This window comes from Candidatus Spechtbacterales bacterium (assembly GCA_040879145.1).
Taxonomy (GTDB): domain Bacteria; phylum Patescibacteriota; class Minisyncoccia; order Spechtbacterales; family 2-12-FULL-38-22; genus JAWVZY01.
The window spans coordinates 28,325-51,064 of the sequence record JBBDKX010000021.1 but is presented as its reverse complement, the minus strand read 5'-3'; the positions used below and the strand labels follow the sequence as shown (position 1 = coordinate 51,064).

The 22,740-nt window shown below is 38.3% G+C and carries 22 protein-coding genes; 19 read left to right on the top strand and 3 right to left on the bottom strand.

Translation table 11 applies throughout. The annotated features are described in order from the left end of the window. Nucleotides 1-591 precede the first annotated feature (591 nt). The gene (locus WDZ40_02245; protein ID MEX0877667.1) at nucleotides 592-1,353 is read right to left on the bottom strand and encodes a hypothetical protein; all 762 of its coding nucleotides are present in this window, start codon (nucleotides 1,351-1,353) and stop codon (nucleotides 592-594) included. Between the two features lie 64 nt (nucleotides 1,354-1,417). Between WDZ40_02245 and WDZ40_02240 the strand changes: the two genes are divergently transcribed. The 14 genes from WDZ40_02240 to WDZ40_02175 all read left to right on the top strand — a co-directional run bounded on the left by WDZ40_02240 (nucleotide 1,418) and on the right by WDZ40_02175 (nucleotide 14,856). Further along, a complete protein-coding gene (locus tag WDZ40_02240) occupies nucleotides 1,418-1,627 on the top strand; it encodes a helix-turn-helix transcriptional regulator (GenBank protein MEX0877666.1) in 210 nt (69 codons plus the stop codon). A 4-nt stretch (nucleotides 1,628-1,631) separates the two neighbouring features. Further along, nucleotides 1,632-3,212, top strand: a complete 1,581-nt coding sequence (locus WDZ40_02235; protein ID MEX0877665.1) for a type I restriction-modification system subunit M — start codon at nucleotides 1,632-1,634, stop codon at nucleotides 3,210-3,212. A 4-nt stretch (nucleotides 3,213-3,216) separates the two neighbouring features. Beyond that, entirely contained in the window at nucleotides 3,217-4,815 is a 1,599-nt protein-coding gene (locus tag WDZ40_02230) for an AAA family ATPase (protein ID MEX0877664.1), read from the top strand. Next, a complete protein-coding gene (locus tag WDZ40_02225; GenBank protein MEX0877663.1) occupies nucleotides 4,812-5,993 on the top strand; it encodes a restriction endonuclease subunit S in 1,182 nt (393 codons plus the stop codon). The genes WDZ40_02230 and WDZ40_02225 overlap by 4 nt, the downstream gene beginning before the upstream one ends. Further along, entirely contained in the window at nucleotides 5,983-9,036 is a 3,054-nt protein-coding gene (locus WDZ40_02220; protein ID MEX0877662.1) for a type I restriction endonuclease subunit R, read from the top strand. The genes WDZ40_02225 and WDZ40_02220 overlap by 11 nt, the downstream gene beginning before the upstream one ends. An 18-nt stretch (nucleotides 9,037-9,054) precedes the next feature. Further along, on the top strand, nucleotides 9,055-10,341 hold the full coding sequence (locus tag WDZ40_02215; protein ID MEX0877661.1) for a DUF2130 domain-containing protein: 1,287 nt from the start codon (nucleotides 9,055-9,057) through the stop codon (nucleotides 10,339-10,341). A 1-nt stretch (nucleotide 10,342) separates the two neighbouring features. Further along, on the top strand, nucleotides 10,343-11,080 hold the full coding sequence (locus tag WDZ40_02210; protein ID MEX0877660.1) for a winged helix-turn-helix domain-containing protein: 738 nt from the start codon (nucleotides 10,343-10,345) through the stop codon (nucleotides 11,078-11,080). Next, nucleotides 11,062-11,478: a hypothetical protein gene (locus WDZ40_02205; protein ID MEX0877659.1), complete on the top strand. Its 417-nt coding sequence runs from the start codon at nucleotides 11,062-11,064 to the stop codon at nucleotides 11,476-11,478. Before WDZ40_02210 ends, WDZ40_02205 begins: the two co-directional genes overlap by 19 nt. A gap of 15 nt (nucleotides 11,479-11,493) precedes the next feature. After that, nucleotides 11,494-11,871, top strand: coding sequence for a RidA family protein (locus WDZ40_02200; protein ID MEX0877658.1), 378 nt, complete (start codon nucleotides 11,494-11,496; stop codon nucleotides 11,869-11,871). A gap of 69 nt (nucleotides 11,872-11,940) precedes the next feature. Then, nucleotides 11,941-12,567, top strand: coding sequence for an AAA family ATPase (locus tag WDZ40_02195; protein ID MEX0877657.1), 627 nt, complete (start codon nucleotides 11,941-11,943; stop codon nucleotides 12,565-12,567). A gap of 90 nt (nucleotides 12,568-12,657) precedes the next feature. Beyond that, entirely contained in the window at nucleotides 12,658-13,191 is a 534-nt protein-coding gene (locus WDZ40_02190) for a hypothetical protein (protein ID MEX0877656.1), read from the top strand. A gap of 66 nt (nucleotides 13,192-13,257) precedes the next feature. Beyond that, complete coding sequence (locus WDZ40_02185; protein ID MEX0877655.1) at nucleotides 13,258-13,866, top strand: class I SAM-dependent methyltransferase; 609 nt, start codon at nucleotides 13,258-13,260, stop codon at nucleotides 13,864-13,866. Nucleotides 13,867-13,937: 71 nt separating this feature from the next. Next, entirely contained in the window at nucleotides 13,938-14,261 is a 324-nt protein-coding gene (locus tag WDZ40_02180; protein ID MEX0877654.1) for a hypothetical protein, read from the top strand. Between the two features lie 127 nt (nucleotides 14,262-14,388). After that, a complete protein-coding gene (locus tag WDZ40_02175; protein MEX0877653.1) occupies nucleotides 14,389-14,856 on the top strand; it encodes a hypothetical protein in 468 nt (155 codons plus the stop codon). A gap of 50 nt (nucleotides 14,857-14,906) precedes the next feature. Here WDZ40_02175 and WDZ40_02170 read toward each other — a convergent pair whose 3' ends face one another. Beyond that, nucleotides 14,907-15,614 (bottom strand): phosphoribosyltransferase family protein, encoded by a 708-nt coding sequence (locus WDZ40_02170; protein ID MEX0877652.1) that lies wholly within the window; start codon nucleotides 15,612-15,614, stop codon nucleotides 14,907-14,909. Nucleotides 15,615-15,696: 82 nt separating this feature from the next. Next, nucleotides 15,697-18,231: an ATP-dependent Clp protease ATP-binding subunit gene (locus WDZ40_02165; GenBank protein MEX0877651.1), complete on the bottom strand. Its 2,535-nt coding sequence runs from the start codon at nucleotides 18,229-18,231 to the stop codon at nucleotides 15,697-15,699. Nucleotides 18,232-18,409: 178 nt separating this feature from the next. On the opposite strand from WDZ40_02165, the gene pilM reads away from it, so the two are divergent. From pilM to WDZ40_02140, 5 genes are all read left to right on the top strand, one after another. Beyond that, the gene (gene pilM / locus WDZ40_02160) at nucleotides 18,410-19,450 is read left to right on the top strand and encodes a type IV pilus assembly protein PilM (protein MEX0877650.1); all 1,041 of its coding nucleotides are present in this window, start codon (nucleotides 18,410-18,412) and stop codon (nucleotides 19,448-19,450) included. A gap of 83 nt (nucleotides 19,451-19,533) precedes the next feature. After that, the gene (locus WDZ40_02155) at nucleotides 19,534-20,013 is read left to right on the top strand and encodes a hypothetical protein (protein MEX0877649.1); all 480 of its coding nucleotides are present in this window, start codon (nucleotides 19,534-19,536) and stop codon (nucleotides 20,011-20,013) included. A 1-nt stretch (nucleotide 20,014) separates the two neighbouring features. Then, the gene (locus tag WDZ40_02150) at nucleotides 20,015-20,563 is read left to right on the top strand and encodes a hypothetical protein (GenBank protein ID MEX0877648.1); all 549 of its coding nucleotides are present in this window, start codon (nucleotides 20,015-20,017) and stop codon (nucleotides 20,561-20,563) included. A 4-nt stretch (nucleotides 20,564-20,567) separates the two neighbouring features. Beyond that, the gene (locus tag WDZ40_02145) at nucleotides 20,568-20,954 is read left to right on the top strand and encodes a hypothetical protein (GenBank protein ID MEX0877647.1); all 387 of its coding nucleotides are present in this window, start codon (nucleotides 20,568-20,570) and stop codon (nucleotides 20,952-20,954) included. 16 nt (nucleotides 20,955-20,970) lie between these two features. Further along, nucleotides 20,971-22,716 carry a GspE/PulE family protein gene (locus WDZ40_02140; protein ID MEX0877646.1) on the top strand — a complete coding sequence of 582 codons (1,746 nt, stop codon included), beginning with the start codon at nucleotides 20,971-20,973 and terminating at the stop codon, nucleotides 22,714-22,716. Nucleotides 22,717-22,740: the final 24 nt, after the last annotated feature.

Genomic DNA, 22,740 nt, shown 5'->3' with positions numbered 1-22,740 from the left:
TTTGAGCGAGGGGATATTCGCCAGTTGAATACATTTCAAAAGCCCGCTTGATATACTTCGCCTTTTCTTTGTCCACAGCGATACAGCGAGCGTTTTTATCGTTTATATAGCCAAGTGGCGCCCAAGCGGGCCAAATTCCATTTCGCAATTTCTGGCGAATACCCCTCTTTATATTTTCCGAAAGATTATCCACATAGTATTTTGATTGCCCAAAAGCAATGGACAACATAAATTTTCCCTGTGGAGTTGAATCAAACCAAAAAGTTGGAAATTTTAGCGTGGTGATCTTTCCAGTATCTACAAGATAGATTATTCGTCCGCCGTCTATGGAATTGCGAGCAAGACGGTCAGGGTGCCACGCTAAAATTCCCTCGGCTTCGTTTTTCTCTATGCCCGCCACCATTTCATTAAAAATTTCTCGCCCGGGTTCTTTGGCGGTTTTGCTTTCCACAAATTCACGGACGATCTGCAAATTTTCTTTTCGGGCGTATTCTTTCAGCTCGAAAATTTGCGCTTCAATACTCAAAACCTGCCTTTCGGGTTCGTCCGTGGATTTACGGGCATAGAGGAAAAACTTTTTGGTTTGTAAATTTATGTTGTCCATATTGTTTTGAAATTAGTTTTTGGGCAATCAAAGAAAAATACGCTCAACCTTTCGCTGAAAGCGAAAGAAAAAAGATTGGTTTGCAAAATTTCATTTTGCCAGAGCTTCGCTCTGCGAACTTCCGCATTGCCGACCGCTCTTTGTTTTTGGATTTCAAAAATGCCTTCAAAATTGCGGAAAAATACCATGCCGAGGCGCTTTGCGCCGAGGCAATTCCTTACGATTTCACAAAAAGTGAAAATTGGCGGTGTTTTTTGATTGATGTTCGAACTTTTTTTGAGGAAAACCCCCAATAAGGAAGCCAGCCCCGCCACGGCTCGGAAACCTCGCCACACCACAGAAAAATACTCTTTGCTCTTTTCATTTTGCGCGCGCCGGATTTCTTTTTCTTCTAATGAAAAGAGTATTTTTCTGCGGTGTTCTGCCCTCCAAGTATTCGGGCAGGTGGCGGGGCTGTCCTCAATTTGATTTCGTAAAGAAAAAGCGGAATTCCCCCCAAACCCCCCTTCCGCTTTTTCTTTTCTCAAACGGAACGGGAACGGAAGCAGTCGGGCAAAAATTCCTTCCCCCCAACCCCCTTCCTTTTTGCCCGCCTGCTTGGGCTTCGCCCCCAAAACTTTTCGGCGGGACGGCGGGACAGAAAACAAAAGAGAGGATAAAAGAGGGATAACGCTTGCCCCACCCACCCGTGCGCGCGTTATGTCAAAAGAACTCCCTAATTTTGTTTGACTAAATGCTAAAAATTTCATATACTAACTATAAATAAGTGATGTTTTTAATACTATACAACTATAATAGTAAAACTATACGAATATGTCAAACGAAAAATCCACAATTGGCGAGAATATAAAGAAATACCGAAACAAGCTCGGTATTTCTCAAGATGTGCTTTCAAAAAAAGCAGATTTGGCTTTTCATACGATTGCCAAAATTGAAGCTGGCTCTACTCCCAACCCTACTATTGATACAGTCAAAAAAATTGCGGACGCTCTCGGCGTTTCGCTTGATGATTTAATGAAATAAAATTATGGCAAATAATCTAAATACAACCAAAGAACAAGAACGAGCCGAACTTCATCGTGCTATTTGGCAGATTGCCAATGATTTGCGAGGTGCCGTTGATGGGTGGGATTTCAAGCAATATGTTCTTGGAATACTTTTTTATCGTTTCATCAGCGAAAATCTTACAAATTACATCAATGCCGATGAGCGACGCACCGGCAACAAAGATTTTGATTATGCTTCACTTTCTGATAAAGAAGCTGAATTTGGAAGAGCCGACACTATAAAAGAAAAAGGTTTTTATATTTTACCAAGTGCTCTTTTTGTAAATGTTCGTAAAAATGCTCGCAACGATGCAAAACTTAACGAAACACTTTCAAATGTTTTTGATAATATCGAAAATTCTGCGAAAGGATTTGATAGTGAAGATGACTTGAAAGGATTATTTGACGATTTAGATGTGAATTCAAATAAGCTCGGTGGAACTGTAGAGAAAAGAAATCAAAAACTCGTAAAACTTTTAGAAGCCATCGGCGATCTTCGTCTTGGTAATTATGGAGATAATACAATCGACGCTTTTGGTGATGCTTACGAATATTTAATGGCGATGTTCGCATCTAATGCTGGTAAATCTGGCGGAGAATATTATACACCTCAAGAAGTGAGCGAGCTTTTGGCGGAAATCGCAACAGCAGGCAAAACAGAAGTTAATAAAGTCTACGATCCAGCCTGTGGATCTGGTTCGCTTCTTTTGAAATTTGCAAAAGTGCTTGGCAAGGAAAATGTCAGGCAGGGATTTTTTGGTCAAGAAATAAATCTCACTACCTACAATCTTTGCCGTATCAACATGTTTTTGCATGATATTAATTACAATCATTTTGATATTGCTCACGGCGACACACTCACTGATCCAAAACATTGGGATGATGAACCGTTTGACGCCATTGTTTCTAATCCGCCATATTCGATAAAGTGGGACGGCGATGCCAATCCTTTGATGATTAATGATCCGCGTTTTTCGCCGGCTGGGGTGTTGGCGCCAAAGAGCAAAGCTGATCTCGCTTTTACCATGCACATGCTTGCGTGGCTTTCAACCAGCGGAACGGCGGCGATTGTTGAATTTCCGGGAGTTCTCTATCGTGGCGGAGCTGAACAAAAAATCCGCAAGTATTTGGTTGATAATAACTATATTGATACGGTTATCCAGCTTCCCCCCGATCTATTTTTTGGGGTGACTATTGCTACTTGCATTATTGTTTTGAAAAAAAGCAAAAAAGACAACAAAACTTTATTTATTGATGCCTCGGCTGAATTTGTACGGGGCGGAAATAAAAATAAATTGAGCGAAGGAAATCGCAAAAAAATTCTTGATGCTTTTACGCTACGACAAGATGCAGAGTATTTTGCAAAGTTAGTTGATAATAAAACTATTGGTGAGAATGATTACAATATTGCGGTTTCAAGTTATGTGATGGCGGAAGATACACGCGAGGTGGTGAATATAACGGAACTCAACGAAAAAATTGCCAAGATCGTGTCAAGACAAAATGAACTGCGTACTGCGATTGATGAGATTGTGGCGGATATTGAAAATACTAAACGATAAATTTATGAAAATCACAAAAATTACAATTGAAAATTATAGAAGTATAAAAGAAACTCCTTTTAACATAATCAAAAGAGATGACAATAGTTTCACTTACGGATTAATAGGAATAAATGAAGCTGGTAAATCATCTATATTAAAAGCGATTGGCTTAAAAGATGGATTAGTTGACGACTCTGGTACAAAACTTCCATTATTAAAAGACTTTAGATTAAAAGAAGAAATAAAAATTACTTATCGATATAGTATTACTTCGAAAGAGGATAAGGAATTGTACGAGATTTTAAATAAAGAAGATTCTGTTGATAATCCAGTCCCAAATTTAGAAAAAGAAGTTTCTGCTATAGAAGGTGGGCAGACGCAAGATGTTGAAGATAGTAAAATTAAGGAAGTTAAAAAACCAAAGAATAAAATTTTGAGCTCTTTGATTGCAGATTATGTTATTAGTTTTTCTAAGGCTAGTGCTGATCCTGAATATTCAACTTCAGTTTTTGAAGGAGATCAAGAAATTGAAATCAATAACAAAGATGAATTTGATAACTTTATAGAGGAAAATGTACATAAAACAATTTTCTGGACTGCAGAAGATCGTTATCTAATTTCAAAACCGATAAATATTGAACAGTTTATTAATGACACAAACACCTCAATACCTCTGAGAAACTGTTTTTTACTATCTTCAATTTCTCAAGATAAAATAAAACAGGAACTAGAGGATGCTTTAGCTGATACTCCAACTTGTGAATATCTTGAAAAGAGACTTGGCAAAAATGTAACAGAGCATATTAATACAGCTTGGCCCAAACATCCTATAGAAATTACATTTAAGATAATGGATGGGCATATTAATTTTCATGTTAAAGATATTGATACAGAAGGAAAAGCTCAGACATCAGACATGCGGAGTGATGGTTTTAAGCAATTCATTTCTTTTTTATTAACTGTCGTTGCAGAAAATAAAAATGAGGAACTGCAAAATACAATTATTTTACTTGATGAGCCTGAAACACATTTACATCCAAAAGCACAAGAGCATTTACTTGCTCAGCTTGTAGAGATTACAAACAATAGCAAAAGTAATATTGTTTTATTCGCCACACACTCGAACTACATGATTGATAAAAAAGATTTGGGTAGATATTATCGAGTTGAAAAGATAAAAAATCAAAATAATGAAGAATATACAAATGTACGAGAGGTTGATGAATTAGGTAAAAAACAAACAAGCTATGCAGAAGTGTCATATGAAGTTTTCGACATTTTAGATGAACAATACCACAACGAACTTTACGATAAATTAAGAGATTGGTTTGTTAATGACAAGAACTCTAAAGAAAAAGATGAATCAAAGCATATTGAAAGTATAGGTATAAATGCTTTTGATGAACAATATCTCAAACAAATAAAAAAAGCTGAAAAAGACTGTACTGATACAAGTAAACCTAAAGTAAAAAATGCGAAAGTAACATTGCCAACATTTATTAGAAATTGTATCCATTATCCGGCAAACAAGAAGGGTGATTTTGATGAAAAACTGAAAGAGTCAATTGATATCTTAAGAGGATATATAGAAAGCGATGTCGATTCACTTAAAAAATTATGATAACTAATCAATCTAAAATCGAAAAACTAATTGCTGAACTTTGCCCGAATGGGATTGAGTTAAAGAGTATTGGTGAAATCTGCCAAATCAATCGCGGGAGAGTAATGTCAAAAGATTATTTGAATGAAAATGCCGGCGAGTATCCAGTGTATTCATCTCAAACAGCGGACAACGGTGTTTTTGGTCGCATCAATACTTATGACTATGACGGTGAGTATATAACTTGGACAACTGACGGAGCATATGCTGGTTCAATTTTCTATCGTAACGGAAAATTTAGTATTACGAATGTTTGCGGACTTTTGAAAGCTAAAGATAGGAATGTGAACATGAAGTTCCTTTCATATATCTTGGCGACATTATCTAAAAAATATGTTAGTGCTGGAATGGGAAATCCCAAGATAATGAGTAATGTAATGGAAAAAATCAAAATCCCCATCCCACCCCTCCCAGTCCAACAAGAAATCGTCAAAATTCTTGATAGTTTTACAGAGCTGGAGGCAGAGCTGGAGGCAGAGCTGGAGGCGAGGAAGAAGCAGTATGAGCATTATCGAGATGATTTGTTGAATATAAAAGATGTAGAATATAAAACTTTGGGGGAAGTAACATTCTCAACTCAAAATATAAAATGGAAAGAAATAGACAAAATTTATAAATATATTGATTTAACATCTGTTAGCCGTGATGATCATAGTATAAATGAAACTGTTGAAATTAATTCAAATAACGCACCTAGTAGAGCGCAAAAACTTATACAAAAAGATGATGTGATTTTTGCAACCACTCGTCCAACCCTACGACGATATACTCTAATTGATGATGTTTATGACGGGCAGATTGCAAGTACTGGATATTGTGTTTTAAGAGCAGATGAAAAAAAAGTTCTGCCAAAATGGATATATTTCAATATTGCTTCTAGTCGTTTTAATGATTATGTTGAACAGAAGCAAGAAGGTTCTGCATATCCATCAATTTCAGATGCCAAGGTAAAAGAGTTTAAAATTCCTATTCCACTCTTACCCGAACAAAAACGAATTGTTTCAATCCTCGACAAATTTGATGCCCTTGTAAATGATATTTCAATTGGCTTACCGGCTGAACTCAAAGCTCGTCGATCACAATATGAATACTACCGAGGGAAACTTCTAACTTTCAAAGAAAAAGAATATGCCAAATAAGAATAAATACAACTTAGTCGCCGAAAGCACTCAAAGCACGGTTGTTGCCGAGTATGTTCCAGATACCAAAAGAGTGGCTCACTACCAAAGTGAAGCCGATCTTGAGAGTGTTTTTATAAAACAATTAGAAACGCAAGCATACGAATATTTGAAAATCACTTCTGAAAATGAGCTTGTTCTTAATCTGCGTCAACAGTTGGAAAAACTAAATAATTTTACTTTTACCGATACCGAATGGGGAAAGTTTTTTGTCAGTATTATTGCCAATCCAAATCAAAGCATTGAAGAAAAAACCGCCACTATTCAAGAAGATAGCACAAAAATATTAGACCGAGATGACGGCACTTTTAAGAATATTGATCTAATAGACAAGAAAAATATTCACAACAACAGCTTGCAGGTGATCAATCAATATGCGACCGAGGACGGACAGCGAGTGAATCGTTATGATGTGACAGTTCTGGTAAACGGACTTCCTCTTGTTCATATCGAGCTAAAACGCCGTGGTGTCGCCATCCAAGAAGCATTTAATCAAATCAATCGTTACCAACGAGAAAGTTTTTGGGCATCCAGCGGACTTTTTGAATATGTACAACTTTTTATTATTTCCAATGGAACGCATACCAAATATTACAGCAATACAACCAGATCACAGCACATAAAAGAAGCAAGCGAAGGCAAAATCAAAAAAGGAAAAAGATCGAGCAATAGTTTTGAATTTACGAGCTGGTGGGCAGACGCGACAAATAAACCAATTACCGAGCTGATGGATTTTGCCAAGACATTTTTTGCCAAGCATACGATTTTGAATATTTTGACTAAATATTGTGTGTTTACTACCGATAAACAGCTTTTAGCGATGCGACCATATCAAATAGTTGCTACCGAACGAATATTGAGCAGAGTTGAGGTTAGTACAAATTATAAAAAACTAGGGACAATAGAAGCAGGCGGTTATATTTGGCATACGACAGGTTCGGGAAAGACTTTGACCAGTTTTAAAACCGCTCAACTCGTCAGCAAATTACCTTATGTAGATAAAGTTTTATTTGTAGTTGATCGTAAGGATTTGGACTATCAAACAATGCGAGAGTATGACAAATTTGAAAAAGGGGCGGCGAATAGCAATACCAGTACCGCTATTTTGAAAAAACAATTAGAAAATTCTAATTCTCGGATAATTATTACAACGATTCAAAAATTAGACAGATTTATCAATCGAAACTCTGGACACACTATTTTTGACGGACATATTGTTTTGATTTTTGACGAGTGCCATCGTTCACAATTTGGCGATATGCATGCGAGTATCGTCAAAGCATTTAACAATTATCATCTTTTTGGCTTTACCGGCACGCCAATTTTTGCGGTAAATTCTTCATCTGGCGGTCGCATTGATTTCAAAACTACCGAACAAGCTTTTGGAGAAAAATTGCACACTTACACAATCGTCAATGCAATTGCTGACAAAAATGTTTTGCCGTTTAAGGTTGATTATGTTTCTACAGTTCGTGAAGCGGAAAATATTGAAGATGCAAAAGTGAAAGATATTGATCGCGAGGCTATACTTTGCGCCCCAGAGCGACTGGAAAATATTGTCCGATATATTCGAGAACATTTTGACCAAAAGACAAAACGAAATAGTTTTTATAAAATTCAGGATCGCAGACTGGCGGGATTTAATTCTATTTTTGCCGTTTCGTCTATTGATGTGGCAAAAAAGTATTATCTTGAATTTAAAAAGCAACTAACCGACGAGCCAAGCGACAAACGACTTAAAATAGCTACGATTTTTAGTTTTGGGGTCAATGATGAAGACGCGGACGGAATGATTGATGAAAATTCTGAAGATACGAGCGGACTTGATGTCAGCTCTCGAGATTTTCTGGAAAAAGCTATCGTTGATTATAACAAGATGTTTGGAACTTCCTATGATACTTCGTCAGATAAGTTTCAAAATTATTATAAAGATGTAAGCGAAAGAGTTAAAAAAAGAGAAATAGATATTTTGATTGTGGTAAACATGTTTTTGACCGGATTTGACGCAACAACTCTTAATACTTTATGGGTTGATAAAAATCTTCGTTTACATGGATTGTTACAAGCATTTTCCAGAACAAACCGCATTTTAAACAGTGTAAAAACCTTTGGAAATATTGTTTGTTTTCGCAACCTAGAAAAAGCAACTAACGAATCTATTGCACTTTTTGGAGACAAAGAAGCATGTGGCATTGTCCTGCTGAAAGCCTATGCCGATTATTACAATGGCTATAAAGACGGCGAAAAACAAGTCCGGGGTTACAAAAGTTTAATAGACGAACTTTTAGAGAAATTTCCAGTCGGTGAAAGTATTGTTGGAGAACAGAACCAAAAAGATTTTATCAAATTATATGGAGCGGTTTTGCGTGTGCGAAATATCCTGACAACTTTTGATGAATTCGCAGGTAATGAAATTCTGACCGAGCGTGATGTGCAGGATTATCACAGCATGTATATTGATTTGTATAATGAATTTCGCAAAGGTGTTGATGGAGAACAAGAAAATGTTAATGACGATCTAGTCTTTGAAATGGAGCTTATTAAGCAAGTCGAGATTAATATTGATTATATTTTAGGGCTTATAAAAAGATATCACGAAGATCATACAAAGAATAAAGAACTTTTGGTTGATATTAATAAAGCGATTGATTCTAGCGTTGAACTCCGAAATAAAAAGGATCTCATTAATCAATTTATTACCTCTCTTGATGTGCATTCAATTGTTGATGAAGATTGGCAAAAATTTGTAGAAGAAAAGAAGATTGAGGAATTGGAAAAAATTATTGAAAATGAAAATCTTGATAAAGAGGCAACCTATAAATTTATAAAAAATGCTTTTCGAGACGGAAGCGTTGCAACAACTGGTACTGCGATATCAAAAGTATTACCGCCCGTGTCTCGATTTTCTCCAACTGGTGAAAGAACACAGAAACGAGAAAGTGTTTTGTATAAGCTAACAAGTTTCTTTGAGCGATTCTTTGATATTTCAGGTGGTAAGTTATAACAAAATAAAATAATCAATATGCAAGATATTATATGTCCAAATTGTAAAAAAGTTTTCAAAGTCGATGAGGCTGGTTTTGCTGATATCCTCAAACAGGTTCGTGATCATAAATTTGAAGAAGAATTGCGTGAGCGATTAAATATTGCGGAAAAGGAAAAAGAAAGTGCTGTTAAATTAGCCGAATCCAATCTCAAAAATACATTACAAGACGAACTCGCGAAGAAAGATAAAGAACTGGTGGAGTTAAGAGCCGAGAAGGATCGCAGTCTTGCTGAACAATTGGCGAAGAAGGAAGCTGAACTCGCCGAAATGAAATCAAAGATTGATAAATCTGAGGTAGAGAAAAAACTCAGTGTTACCGAAGCAGTCAAAAAGATTGAAAAAGAGCGTGATGATCTGGCTAATGACCTAAAAAGCAAAGAAACCGAAAAACAACTGCTGGAAAAATCATTGCTTGAAAAGTATTTAGCCGATCTTAAAACCAAAGACGATATTATAAAGATGAAAGATGATGAGATCGCCCTTCGCAAAGATATGAAGCTCAAGCTCTCAACCAAAATGGTTGGGGAAACACTTGAACAGCATTGCGAAACCGAATTTAACAAACTTCGCGCGACTGCTTTTCAACACGCTTATTTTGAAAAAGATAACGATTCAAAAACAGGAAGTAAGGGTGATTATGTTTATCGAGAGACCGACGAAACCGGCAATGAAATTATCTCAATCATGTTTGAGATGAAGAATGAGGGAGATGAAACTGCTACAAAAAAACGAAACGACGATTTTTTGCGAGAACTAGACAAAGATCGTACTGAAAAGAAATGCGAGTATGCCGTTCTTGTTTCGCTTTTGGAAGCTGAAAATGAGCTATACAACACCGGAATTGTTGATGTTGCTCATAAATACCCCAAAATGTATGTTGTTCGTCCACAATTTTTCATTCCAATTATTACCTTGCTTCGCAACGCGGCGATGAACTCACTGAAATATAAAGCTGAACTCGCTTTAGTTAAAAGCCAAAATGTTGATATAACAAACTTTGAGGATAATATAAATAAGTTTAAAGAAGGTTTTGCCAAAAATTATGATCTTGCTAGTCGCAAATTTAAAACCGCTATTGAAGAAATAGACAGAACCATTGATCATCTTCAAAAAACTAAAGACGCTCTCTTGTCTTCTGAAAATAATCTTCGCCTTGCCAATAATAAAGCTGAAGATTTAACAATCAAAAGACTAACGCGCGGAAATCCCACAATGGAAGCTAAATTTGCAGAGCTTTCTGATAACGATAAAACCTTAGAATAATATGAACACATTCAAACAATCGGCAATTGAAATATTGAAAAAGGCAAAAACGCCCTTGCATTATACCGAAATCACTCGGTTGGCTTTGGAGTCTGGTATTTTGGAAACAGAAGGCGCAACACCAGAAGCATCAATGAACGCGCAAATCACGGTAGATATTAAAACCAAAGTTGAAGGCTCGGATTTTATCAAAACCGCACCCGGAACTTTTGCGCTCAATCCAAACAAAAAAGAAATCAAAGAAACGCCAAAGATTATTGAAGCGGAAAAAGAGGAAGAAGAAAAAATTGTTATTGCTGGTGGATTTACCGGAAAAGCTGGCGAGTATTTAGTTTGTAGCGAGTTGCTTTTTCGTGGTTTCAACGCCAGTATAATGAGCGTAGATGTGGGAATGGATATTGTGGCGGTCAAAGAAAATCAATTGTTTGGCATACAGGTTAAAACCTCAAATTTGAATAGTTTTGATACTTATGTTTTTGATATTCGCAAAGTGTCTTTTGAACGCCACAGCAACGGAAATATTTACTATATTTTTGTTTTGCACGGCGAGAAGAAAAACAATTTTTTGATTTTGCCATTTCATGAAGTTGAAAAGAAAGTCCACGAAAAAGCCATTTTGGAAGTCGGGCATGGAAAACGCTATCGAGTGAATATCAAATTTAGAGACGAAAAAGTGTATCTCGGAAATAAAGATCACGAAATGGGATATTTCCTCGATAATTGGAATTTGATAAAATAACGCCGTCCCGCCGAAAAGTTTTGTGGGCGAAGCCCAAGCAGGCGGGCAAAAAGGAAGGGGTTTGGGGGGAAGGAATTTTTGCCCGACTGCTTCCGTTCCCGTTCCGTTTGAGAAAAGAAAAAGCGGAAGGGGGGTTTGGGGGGAATTCCGCTTTTTCTTTACGAAATCAAATTGAGGACAGCCCCGCCACCTGCCCGAATACTTGGAGGGCAGAACACCGCAGAAAAATACTCTTTTCATTAGAAGAAAAAGAAATCCGGCGCGCGCAAAATGAAAAGAGCAAAGAGTATTTTTCTGTGGTGTGGCGAGGTTTCCGAGCCGTGGCGGGGCTGGCTTCCTTATTGGGGGTTTTCCTCAAAAAAAGTTCGAACATCAATCAAAAAACACCGCCAAAATAAGATTTAAACAAAATCATGAAACAGGTTTATCAATCATCTGAAGAATCAGGAGCCCCGTTGTCGGGAGCTGTTGAAGTCAATGGCCTTGTATTTATATCTGGTCAAATTCATGCCGATGACGAATGGAATATTATCGGCGACTCAATTGAAGAAAAATTTGAGATTACGGTACGCCGTATTGAAAAGATACTTGCAGAAGCAGAACTAACGTTGGCGGATGTCATCAGGGTTCATTTATACCTGACAGATCTTAGGGAGCTATCTGCGCTAAATAAAGTTTACGGAAATTACTTTGAACATCCGCTTCCGGCAAGAACAGCTGTTGGTGTCCAATCGCTTCCGCTTGGAGCGACATTGGAGATAGATGTCATTGCAGCAAAAAATTCAGACTAACTAAATAAGGTTGCCTCGGCGCGTTGTGTCTTGGCAGGAGGTGGTCTTCAGTAAAACATTTTCGAAAATATGATTTATCTAATAGGCGGTCCTCCGAAATGTGGAAAAACAACGTTAGCGAAAAAACTGGCTAATGAGTTTCGGATTCCTTGGATTTCAGCTGATACGCTTCAAAATATAATTTGGGCGTACACTCCAAAAGAAAAACACTCTACATTGTTTCCTCATAGTTACCTTCGTGAAGAAAGTAATGATGGGTTTTACTCGGAGCACTCGGCGGAACAGATTATCGAGAATTACATCACCCAAGGGAAAACCACTTATGATGCTATCAGCATGATGGCAGAAACGTATCTGACTGATAAAGACGATTTTATTGTTGAGGGATATCAGGTTACTCCTGAGATCGTGGATAGTATTTTCAAAAAGTTTGGTAAAGAACATGTCAAGGCGGTTTTCCTCATAAAATATGACGAACAGAAATTCATTCAAGATATTCACAAGTCAACTACGCCCAATGACTGGGTTATACGAAAAACAAAAGATGAAAGTACGTATGAGTTGATTGCAAAAATGGTTGTTGGTTATTCTCGCTACTTTGAGAAAGAAGCTAAAAAATATGATTTTCAAATTTTCAATATGGACAATGATTTTGAGATTCAATGTAATGCAATAGTAAAGCATTTGAAAGCCTAGTAATTTCCATAAAGAATCTTCTGCCAAAGAACCCGAAAACAAATCGGCTCGAACCATATTTTGTAATGGCAAAAGAAATTTTTTAATCTTATGAACAAAAACTTTTTGGATATTATTGTTATCGACAACGACTTGGAAGCTCTCGCAGCGAGAGCTTCTGCAGAATGGTGGCAAGTTGTTACAAGAACTTTTTTTATCGGCAAATCTCAAGATTTGGTCGATATTTTGAATGGCAAGCAAAAATTGTCACCACACATTCTGCTTATGTGTCATGGCGTTGATGAGGGAATAGTATTGCCCGAGCTTGGCGAAGAAATTGCGAAACAACAACCCTACGATAAGTTTCTTACTGGAGTAAATCTTTCGGAATTTTTGAAACTTGACGGGCAGATTGTTGTTAGCACTGGTTGCAAAACAGGAATAAAAGACTTTGCTGATGCGTTTCTCAATGCCGGTGCAAAAAATTATATTGCGCCAAAAGATTATCCCATGGGCAACGCTTCGCTTTTTTATGTTTTGAATTTTTACTATCATCTTTTTGCTAAAAAGTTGTCTGTTGATGATGCTCATAACAAAGCAAAAAAGATTGACTCCGATACTGAGATGTTTGAACTCTTCAAATGATATGAATTTTAATGAAGAAATTTTCAAATCAGAAGCTGCAATTATTAAGCGTTTAAATAATAAAACATGATGCTACAATATAAGTATCCTTGGATATATAAAATATTAATTCCGATAATTCATCGCAAATCTGTTTTAAAAATTTTTAGCGAGGAGGTGGGCAAGAATGTTAGTGTTTTTGATGTAGCGTGTGGTTTCGGACAGATGGAGAAGTATATTGATTCCTCCAATGTTTACTCAGGAATTGATTTAAATGAAGAATTTATTATATATGCTCAAAAAAGAGGAAGGCAGGTTGAGAAAGGGAATATTTTTGATCCAGGTGCATATAAAAAAAGCGATACAGTAGTACTTGTAGATGTTGTCCATCATATTCCTGAAAAAAAGCTCAAAGAATTATTTGATCTTGTGTATTCAAATGCAAAAGAACGAGTGGTTGTGATGGAGCCCGCATTCCTCAATCTTAAAAGTCGTTATGGAGTGTTTGGTGGAATTGTTGATTGGGTATTTAAAAAACTTGATTCAGACGGAGTAAATGAAATTGAACGCTGGTTTAACGAAGAAGAATATATAGCTTTGTTTGAAAATCGTTTTGGAAGCAGGGAGGGGAACCAATTTAAACTTCGCCTTAAAAAAATTCACCCATATTTTATCGCAACGTTTTATAAAAAATAGAAGGTACACAGGTTGAACCTGTGCGTGGTGTTAATTCAGACTAATTATAAAATAAAATAATCAAAACAATTATGCCAATGATTCACATTGAATATGACGACACAAAGCTTGATGACAAAGATATCATCGCGGTTTCAAATGCGGTTCAGAAAATAGTTTCAGAAGCAACACAAATAAAAGATGTATTTGTATACGCCAATAGCGCGCGCATTAAGGTCGGTGTTGCCCCGATTGAGGTCTTTGTTCGCATGAGTGCGTCAAAGACAGATGACCGAGACAGATTATTTAACGATATTCGAGATGGAATTTCAAAGTGGAAAACAGAAAGCGGGTTCAATCATCCGGTTAATTTGACATTAATTCCAATGGATTGGAGATTTGAGGTTAATGTATAAGAATATTGAATCTCACCTCATTTACTAAAACATAAAAACACGGTTAAAACCGTGTTTTTATGTTGACATCAACAGCAGGGGGGGGGTAGTATGAGGGTAGTATAATTAATTTAATAATTATAAAAATATGTCTGTAGAAAAATTTGATAATCAAGGGGAGAAGAAAATAAAAAGCATTAAAGAAAAACTTGGAAACGGATGGATAAAGCCGGAAATTCACGCTCACCACGAAAGGACAGGGTTGATAACCAGGGACGGCTACAGGGTTAATGTTGATGTCAACAAGCACGGTCACTTAGATGTGAGTTTAGGAGTGATCGGTGAAGATGGAAAGGTTATGGAAGGCACGCGAACACATTTTGACTTGACCCCGGAACAAGCAGAAGGACTGGCAAAGATCCTTCCGGAAATGGTCTCTGATGCGCGCAAAACAGCAGAGGATAAATTCGGCTCCGCTAATGCCTATTCACATTATGAAGATAGCCCGACAGCTGAGGAAGTAACAGGCTTGAATCCGTTTGCAGCTGAAGTGCAGGAGGTTGAAAGGGCTAATAAAAGGAATAGAGGAGTTGATGAAATGAAAGAGTCAGAATAAATATTGTAAGGATTAAATAAAAAGACGCTGAATATTCAGTGTCTTTTTATTTAGTCCTTCGCTACAGTTAGCCCCCATACCTCCCTCACGTACTGTTTCATATAACACCTACTGCCAAGCTCGCATGTTTTATGCTTCGCGTTTGCGCATTTATATGGAAAGCGTAAGGCAAGAGCGCATTCGCGCAGTGTAGAGCCTGTGGTAATAACATCGTCAACTAAAAGCACGGTTTTATTAAAAATAGGAGATACACAGGTTGAACCTGTGTGGGGTGTTTTATACACAGGTTGAACCTGTGTATTGGTGATAGCGAACGCGCCGGCAAGGTTTTTTTCACGCTCTTCTCTTGAGCCGGTTTCAACTTGCGAATCGGTTTTTTTTGACTTAACTAAAGCGTCAATCTCTAAGGGAATATCGAGCAATTCAGATAAATGTTCCGCAATCTTTTGAGTGTGGTTAAACCCGCGTCTTTTTAATTTATTTTTATGAAGGGGTACGGGAATTATAATATCAACCTTTTCTTTTATAACTTCGGCGTAGCCACCTTGGTCAAGTTGCCAATACGCAAAGCGGGCAAGAGGTTCCGCAAGGCGCCAGGCGCCTTTGTATTTGAGGTCTTTTATCAAACCATTAAGTGTTGCGTCTGAATAAAGCCCGCTGGTAAAAACGCGGTGCAGCTTTACTTCCTGCCGGCATTCTTTTGGCAGTTCTCCGAAAGGAAGGCGTGTCTCACAGTGGGGGCATGCCGGTTCGTACATAACGGCCAACCCCCAAAAACAGTCCCCGCAAAGGTAGTTTCCGGGGGCTTTACAATGGTAACATTGGCTTGGGAAAAATGTCTCAATTGTTTGTTTTAACAACAAGCTTATTTTGTCTTACTTCTATTTTTATGTTTTTTACCTTCTCTTTTAGTAGGATGTCTGAAATAGGCTCTTCTAAATGTGTTTCTACTGCTTTTCTTATTCCACGCGCTCCTTTTTCTTGCGCGTCTGTATTGTGTGCCAGCCATTTTGCGACAGCACTGGAGAAAGTAATTTCAATTGTGTCGCTAAGTCTTTCTTTGAGTTCGTGAATTTGTACCTCTGCTATTTTCTCCAGTGTGGCGGAATCTAAATTATTGAATACAACTATGCCGTCAAGCCGGTTTATTATTTCCGGTTTCATCAACTCTTTAAGAGCTCCCATTGCGCTCTTTTCACGATTTGTGGAATCTGCTCCTGAAAATCCCAACCCCGAATTTTTACCGAAAAGAGTTGCCCCCACGTTGGATGTGAGTATTATAAATGTATTTTTAAAACTCGCGCTTTTTCCCTGTGAATCAGTTAGAGTTCCCTCTTCCAGTATCTGTAAGAGTACATTGAATATTTTTGGGTGTGCTTTTTCTATTTCATCAAACAGCACCACTGAGTAGGGATGCTTGCGTACCTTGTCTGTCAAAAGACCCGCGTCTTCATAACCTACGTATCCGGGAGGCGCGCCTATGAGGCGTGATATTGTATGCGCTTCTGAATATTCTGACATATCCAGTTTTATAAGTGCTCCCGGAGCCCCCTCGCTGGAAGGGTTTGTGCCCGAAAACGAGTGGGCAATTATTTTTGCAAGTTCTGTTTTTCCAACTCCGCTCGGTCCCATGAACAGCATGGAAGCTATGGGGCGATTTCCGCGGGTAACCCCTGTTCGATTTCTGCGGATTGCTTTTGCAACTTTTTTGATTGCGTCATCCTGTCCGAAAAGGTGTTTTCCAATTTGAGCTTCAATAGAGGAGAGCGCATCTGAGTCCTGTTTTGTTAGTTGACGAAGAGGAACCCCCGCTATCTCTGATATTACTTCGTAGACAGCTTTTTCTGTTACTTTTGGCGAAGCATTGCGGTCGTGGTTGTCTTTGTGCATCTTGTATATTTTTTGCTCAAGCGCTTCCTGTTTGTTTTTTAGTTGCATGGCCTTTTGATAATGCTCTTTTCTAAGAGCCTCTTCTTTGTCCATAATTACGTCTATTATTTCTGCCTGCAGTATCTTTATATCTCTATGCTCTTTTTTTATCATCTTTTCTGTTCGTGTAAGCGAAGAAGCCTCATCAAGAATATCAAGCGCCTTGTCGGGAAGGAATCTTGAGGGGATATATTTTACAGACAGATCAACGCACATGTTAATAATTTTGTCGGATATAGCAACGTTGTGATGTTGTTCATAGAAGGGCTTGAGGTGCACCAGGGTTTTTATCGCCTCCTGAGGAGTCTGCTCCTTAATAAATATTTTTTGAAAACGCCTGTCCAGGGCTGTATCTTTTTCTATGGTTTTTTTATACTCATCATATGTTGTGGCGCCTATACACTGAAACGCTCCGTTGACCAAAGCCGGTTTGAGTATGTTGGCCGCGTCAAGCGACCCCTGCGCTGAGCCCGCGCCGGGAAGTATGTGTATCTCATCTATAAAAAGAATTACACTTGATTTTTCCGCTTCTTCAAGAAGGTCGCGCACCCTCTCTTCAAATTCCCCGCGATAAAGAGTTCCGGCCACAAGAGAGCTTAGGTTTAACGAATACACAGTTTTGTTTATAAGATTTGCCGGAACATAACCCTCGCTTATTTTTTGCGCGAGACCCTGCACAAGCGCTGTTTTTCCAACTCCCGCGTCACCTACAAGTAAGGGATTATTCTTTGTTTTTCTGGAAAGTATTCTTACCAGGCGGTTTAGTTCAGCTTCTCTTCCAACTAAAGGGTCTAAGTTCCCATCTGCAGCTTTTTGGGAAAGATTTTCACAAAAAGATTCCAGCACAGGGGTTTTTGATGTTTTTGTCTTTACATCTGAAAAAATAACATCTTCCAACTCGCCATCTTCAAGAGAATGGTCTGCATGCTCGCTTACAAGAGAACTAAGTTTTTGCATGTTTGGGTTTAGCCCTGTTTCAAGAGAAAGATAACTTGCCATCATATCATCAAGATGCTCTTTTACTTTTTTCATTTTTTGTTGTGTAAATCCTTCAACACCCTGCGATTTGTTAAGGGTTCCATATAGCAGGTGTTCGGTGCCTATAAAATAGTGCCCTTGGTTCATAGCGTAGTTAGCCGCTTTTTTTAAGGTCTTTTTATAATCAAGAGATAGCTCGCTTACAGGCGTTGTGTTTGTTGAACTGCTTTTAGCTGATATTTTTTTCAACCCCGTCAGTATTCGTGTAGCTTTGACGTCATTAGCTTCAAGTATGTTTTTTGATATAGAACCCTCCTCTTTCGCCAGGGCATACAAAAGATGGGCTGGTGTTGCTTTGTTTTTTGATGTTTTATCGGGATATTGCGCGGCTAACTTAAAAGATTTTCGCAAGGCATTTTTTGCTCTTTTTGTCAGGTGTTTTTCTAAGTTTGTGGGTATATTTTTCATATGTATGATACGTCTTTATCTTGCAGGTACTTGCTTGTAAGCGCATCCAATCGTGTGCACGAGTTCAAAATACTAACATTTAGCTTATTTAAGTGTGGATAATAGCAATAGCTCTTACTTTATATTACTGTTATAATAGAGGATAGAGACGGAAAAGTAAATAAAAACATACTCCAATATGATATGGAATCCGCTTAGTAAAAAATCTTATAAATATAAACTCGGCATTGACATAGGAACATCTTCTTTAAAGATGGTTGAGTTATTGCAAAAAGGCAATGATGTTTATTTGATTAATTACGCCCAATTTTTTTCAAAAGCTAACTATATAACGGCTCACGCCGGTTCTTATAATATTTTAGATTCGCAGGTAGCCACTATTATTAATAGGCTTTTTGATAGCGCCAAGTTTAGAGGAAAAGAGGCCTCAATATCACTACCTGTGTTTTCCAGCTTTTCTACACTAATAGATTTACCCGCTATGGCCGATGAAGATCTTGAAAATGCAGTCCGATTTGAAGCGAGAAAGTATATTCCTCTCCCAATGGGGGAGGTGCAATTTGACTGGATTAAAGTAGATCATCTTTCAAACGCCAAAAAAATAAAGGTTCTGACTGTGGCGGTGCCAAATGAGATAGTAGAGAAGTATAACAGGATGGCTGAAATGGTTGGAATAGAGCTTGTTAATGTAGAGTTGGAAACATTTAGCAGCGCGCGCGCACTTGTAGACTCTTCCCCTGATCCTGTTGCAATTTTAGATATAGGCGCGAGGGCAACAGACGTGAGTGTTGTAGATGGAGGGCTGGTTGTAATGCATCACAATATAGATACTGGCTCTTCCAAGTTTGTACAGGTTCTCGCGCGTGGCATGGCAATAGATCCCATTCGGGCAGAAGAGCTTAAGCGCAGAAACGGTGTGCAGGAGTCTGCCGGAGAAGTATCCGAACTGTTAAAACCCTCAATGGATAAGATAATACTTGAGGTAGAACAGATGTTTGAGGATTATGTGAGAGAAGGCGGAAGAAAGGTTGTTCGCGTAATACTAACCGGAGGAGAGGCGAGAATGCCCGGATTAACTGAATATCTTAAGAGTTCTTTAGGTGTTGATGTAGAGGTTGGCGACCCTTTTAAAAAAATAATTATTCCTCCTGAATTGGAGCACACTTTGGGTGTTAATTCTCCCGAATATGCTGTTGCAATAGGACTTGCGCTAAGATAACCGCGATTATGTCAATTTCATTAATTCCAAATAAAAAGAATAAAGGGAAAATAGCTGGCGTGCTGCTGGGTGTAAAGTCATATATGGCAGACTTTTTCCCCGCGCTTGTTGTTTTGGGAATAGTAATAGGCATATATATAGGAACATCTATTTGGTTTAATGGTCTAATATCTGAGTATGACTCTTTACAGGCTCAAAAAACAAGCTTGGAGAATGAGATAAAAAGAGCTCAAACACCGGAATTTGGCTCTCTTGTTTCAAGGGCTCGAGCCCTTGAAAATGTTATAAGCAACCACGTTGTTAGTTCAAAAGTTTTCCGGCCAGTAGAGGGCAGTATTCATTCTCAAATATTTATAACAAGCATGGAGCTTTCTGTTTCGGACAGTGTGTTATCTGTTTCGGGGAATGCTCCTGATTTTGAATCTCTGGGAGAGCAGTTTGTTATATGGAAAGATGAATCTATTATGTTTAAAGATGTTCAACTCACCTCTTTTAGTAGGGACGAGGACGGAATTGTTGTATTCAGTGTAGACTTTGATATTAAAGAAGATTACTTAAAATAAAATGACTAACACAAGATCAACAGTCTTTTTTGTTTCCATAGTAGTGTCGCTTGTATTTGCGTGGTTTTTTGTGTGGCCCTCTTTGCAGGGTATTGATGCGGCAAAAAAAGCTATTGAACTTGAAAGAGAGGACGTCGCCTTTTTAGAAGAAACGCGCGCGGAAGTTCACCGGGCTGCTTCGTTTTTTTCATCACTGGGCCCTAATGAGCGGGAGTTAATAGAGCTTGCGGCGCCATCCTTTAAAGACGAGATTAACGCGGTTGTTGTTTTGGATAGAATTGCAAGGGAAAATGGACTTTCGGTTGAAGATATAAGAACTGGAAATTCCCCCGTGGCAGAGGGTGAGATATTGCGAAAAATATCTGTTACCGTTATAGCTGAAGGCAGTTATTCTTCAGTAAAGGCCTTTATCTTGCGCGCGGAAAATAGTTTAAGAATATTTGATGTTGAGCGCGTAATCATAAATTCTAATGATGAGGAAGCTGAAAATCCCGGACTTCTTTCCGTTGAGATACTGGGTAATGTATATTTTACAGAGACGGGTAACTAAAATTATGGCAGGAATATCTATATTACAAAGCCAAAAGAAAGTTAAGAAATTTATACCGCTAATATTTGGCGCCGTCTTGTTAGGCGGAGTTGTTTTACTTATAACTACACAGGCAAGCGGAGAAGGGGCTGAAAGATTTGAAGGCTCAGAGGCCTCCTCCGAGCTTTTGAGAAGACAAATTCAGAATATAAAGAACGAAGTTATTTTGCCTGAAGGTTTTTTCGGCAGCGACATTTTAGGGAAGTTTACACCCTATGAACCCATTAAAGCCCCTGCTCAATGGGGAAGAGAGAACCCATTTTCTCCTTTTGACCCTGCAGAATTTGTAGATCAGGAAATAATTAATGTAGAACCTGAAGCTCAAGAGGAAGAAGAAATTTTAAGCGAGTAATAAATACCATTTATAGATGACACCATTTGAGGAAAAAATATTGAAGACACTCACTGATAAAAAAATTATCAGTGAGGCTCAATTCAATGAAGTAAAAGAAAAATCAGGAACTTCGCCCCTGAGTTTTGAGGAGTATCTTATTCGCAAAATAAAGGTGTCAGAGGAAGATATATTACAGGTAAGGGCAAAGCTCGGCGAGGTTCCGGCGTGGAACTATGATGAGTCTAACCCTCCGGCAAAAGAGATACTTCGCCTTGTACCACAGGAAGCGGCAGAGCAGTATCATATGGTTCCATTGGAGAAGAAAGGAGAGGTTCTTGCTGTGGGTATGGTGGATCCTACAAACATAAAAAGCCAACAGGCGTTGAGGTTTATACTGCTAAGAAGTGATTTGCAGCCGTCTATAGTGGCAATTAGCGAAAGTGATTTTAAAAAAATAGCAACGCTTTACTCGGGATTAAAAGTGGAGGTAAAAAGCGCTTTGGATGAGATAGAAAAAAGCTTGGATGAAAAGAAGGAGGTTGGAACAGATATAAAGGAAAGAATGATGGAAATAAAAGAGAGTCCCGTCACAAAGATAGTTGCCGTTATTTTAAAGCACGCCATAGAGGGTAATGCCTCCGATATTCATATAGAAGCGATGAATACCGAGACTAAAGTTCGTTTTCGTGTTGATGGTATTCTTTATCCGAGCTTGATTTTGCCGTCTGCCATACATAATTCAATAGTTGCGAGAATAAAAATATTATCAAATCTGCGCCTTGACGAGTCGCGTATTCCTCAAGATGGAAGGTTCAGCACTAAGGTTAACGGTAGGCAGATAGATTTTCGTGTTTCTACTTTTCCAACAAGTATGGGTGAAAAGGTGGTTATGCGTGTATTGGATCCATCTACTGCTGTTTTGGAATTTGAAGATCTTGGATTGGTGGGGGAAAACAGGCGCAGAATGAACTGGGCACTTGAACAGCCGTTTGGCATGATTTTGGTATCCGGTCCTACGGGTTCGGGTAAGACAACAACACTATACGCGGCCATGCGTAAGGTAAACAAGGAAAGCGTAAATATAGTTAGTTTGGAGGATCCTGTGGAATACTTTTTGGAGGGTGTAAGCCAGTCACAGATAAGACCCGAGATAGATTATACTTTTGCATCCGGATTACGCTCTATTTTGAGGCAGGACCCGGATATTATAATGGTGGGTGAGATACGTGATGGAGAAACCGCAGGTCTTGCGGTACAAGCCGCTCTTACAGGACACCTTGTTTTATCAACCATACACACAAACGACTCTTTGGGAGTAATACCTCGCATGGTTGACTTGGGAGTAGAACCCTTTCTTATACCTAATGCCGTAAACCTTGCTATCGCGCAGCGTCTTGTGGGCAGGCTCTGTAATTACTGCAAGTACGAAGTACAGCCGACCCCTAAAATAGTTGAAATGATAGATAAAGGCCTTGCTAACCTGTCCAGGGAGGTTATGCAGGATTTCAATATACAGAGACCGTATAAATTGTGGCAGTCAAAGGGTTGTCCAAAATGCAACAATAAAAAAACAAAAGGTAGGGTTGGAATTTATGAAATGCTCCAAATGACCGATGAGTTAAAGTATATAATTCTTGAAGATGATGCAAACTCGCTTTCTATTGAAAAGGAGTCGTTGCGACAAGGTATGATAACAATGCGACAAGACGGCATAATTAAATCGTTGCTGGGAGTTGTTGCTTTGGAAGATGTGTTGCGCGTGGTTGAAGAGCAAATATAATAATATGGTACAATAAGGTAAAGA

Bases quoted from the DNA above. Each gene is read 5' to 3' on its own strand.
- WDZ40_02235 (MEX0877665.1), top strand. From the start codon at position 1,632: ATGGCAAATAATCTAAATACAACCAAAGAACAAGAACGAGCCGAACTT.
- WDZ40_02155 (MEX0877649.1), top strand. From the start codon at position 19,534: ATGGCAGACTTTTTCCCCGCGCTTGTTGTTTTGGGAATAGTAATAGGC.
- WDZ40_02200 (MEX0877658.1), top strand. From the start codon at position 11,494: ATGAAACAGGTTTATCAATCATCTGAAGAATCAGGAGCCCCGTTGTCG.
- WDZ40_02220 (MEX0877662.1), top strand. From the start codon at position 5,983: ATGCCAAATAAGAATAAATACAACTTAGTCGCCGAAAGCACTCAAAGC.
- WDZ40_02195 (MEX0877657.1), top strand. From the start codon at position 11,941: ATGATTTATCTAATAGGCGGTCCTCCGAAATGTGGAAAAACAACGTTA.
- WDZ40_02140 (MEX0877646.1), top strand. From the start codon at position 20,971: ATGACACCATTTGAGGAAAAAATATTGAAGACACTCACTGATAAAAAA.
- WDZ40_02230 (MEX0877664.1), top strand. From the start codon at position 3,217: ATGAAAATCACAAAAATTACAATTGAAAATTATAGAAGTATAAAAGAA.
- WDZ40_02210 (MEX0877660.1), top strand. From the start codon at position 10,343: ATGAACACATTCAAACAATCGGCAATTGAAATATTGAAAAAGGCAAAA.
- WDZ40_02145 (MEX0877647.1), top strand. From the start codon at position 20,568: ATGGCAGGAATATCTATATTACAAAGCCAAAAGAAAGTTAAGAAATTT.
- WDZ40_02165 (MEX0877651.1), bottom strand. From the start codon at position 18,231: ATGAAAAATATACCCACAAACTTAGAAAAACACCTGACAAAAAGAGCA.
- pilM (MEX0877650.1), top strand. From the start codon at position 18,410: ATGATATGGAATCCGCTTAGTAAAAAATCTTATAAATATAAACTCGGC.
- WDZ40_02245 (MEX0877667.1), bottom strand. From the start codon at position 1,353: ATGAAATTTTTAGCATTTAGTCAAACAAAATTAGGGAGTTCTTTTGAC.
- WDZ40_02215 (MEX0877661.1), top strand. From the start codon at position 9,055: ATGCAAGATATTATATGTCCAAATTGTAAAAAAGTTTTCAAAGTCGAT.
- WDZ40_02175 (MEX0877653.1), top strand. From the start codon at position 14,389: ATGTCTGTAGAAAAATTTGATAATCAAGGGGAGAAGAAAATAAAAAGC.
- WDZ40_02190 (MEX0877656.1), top strand. From the start codon at position 12,658: ATGAACAAAAACTTTTTGGATATTATTGTTATCGACAACGACTTGGAA.
- WDZ40_02225 (MEX0877663.1), top strand. From the start codon at position 4,812: ATGATAACTAATCAATCTAAAATCGAAAAACTAATTGCTGAACTTTGC.
- WDZ40_02170 (MEX0877652.1), bottom strand. From the start codon at position 15,614: ATGTACGAACCGGCATGCCCCCACTGTGAGACACGCCTTCCTTTCGGA.
- WDZ40_02150 (MEX0877648.1), top strand. From the start codon at position 20,015: ATGACTAACACAAGATCAACAGTCTTTTTTGTTTCCATAGTAGTGTCG.
- WDZ40_02185 (MEX0877655.1), top strand. From the start codon at position 13,258: ATGATGCTACAATATAAGTATCCTTGGATATATAAAATATTAATTCCG.
- WDZ40_02180 (MEX0877654.1), top strand. From the start codon at position 13,938: ATGCCAATGATTCACATTGAATATGACGACACAAAGCTTGATGACAAA.
- WDZ40_02240 (MEX0877666.1), top strand. From the start codon at position 1,418: ATGTCAAACGAAAAATCCACAATTGGCGAGAATATAAAGAAATACCGA.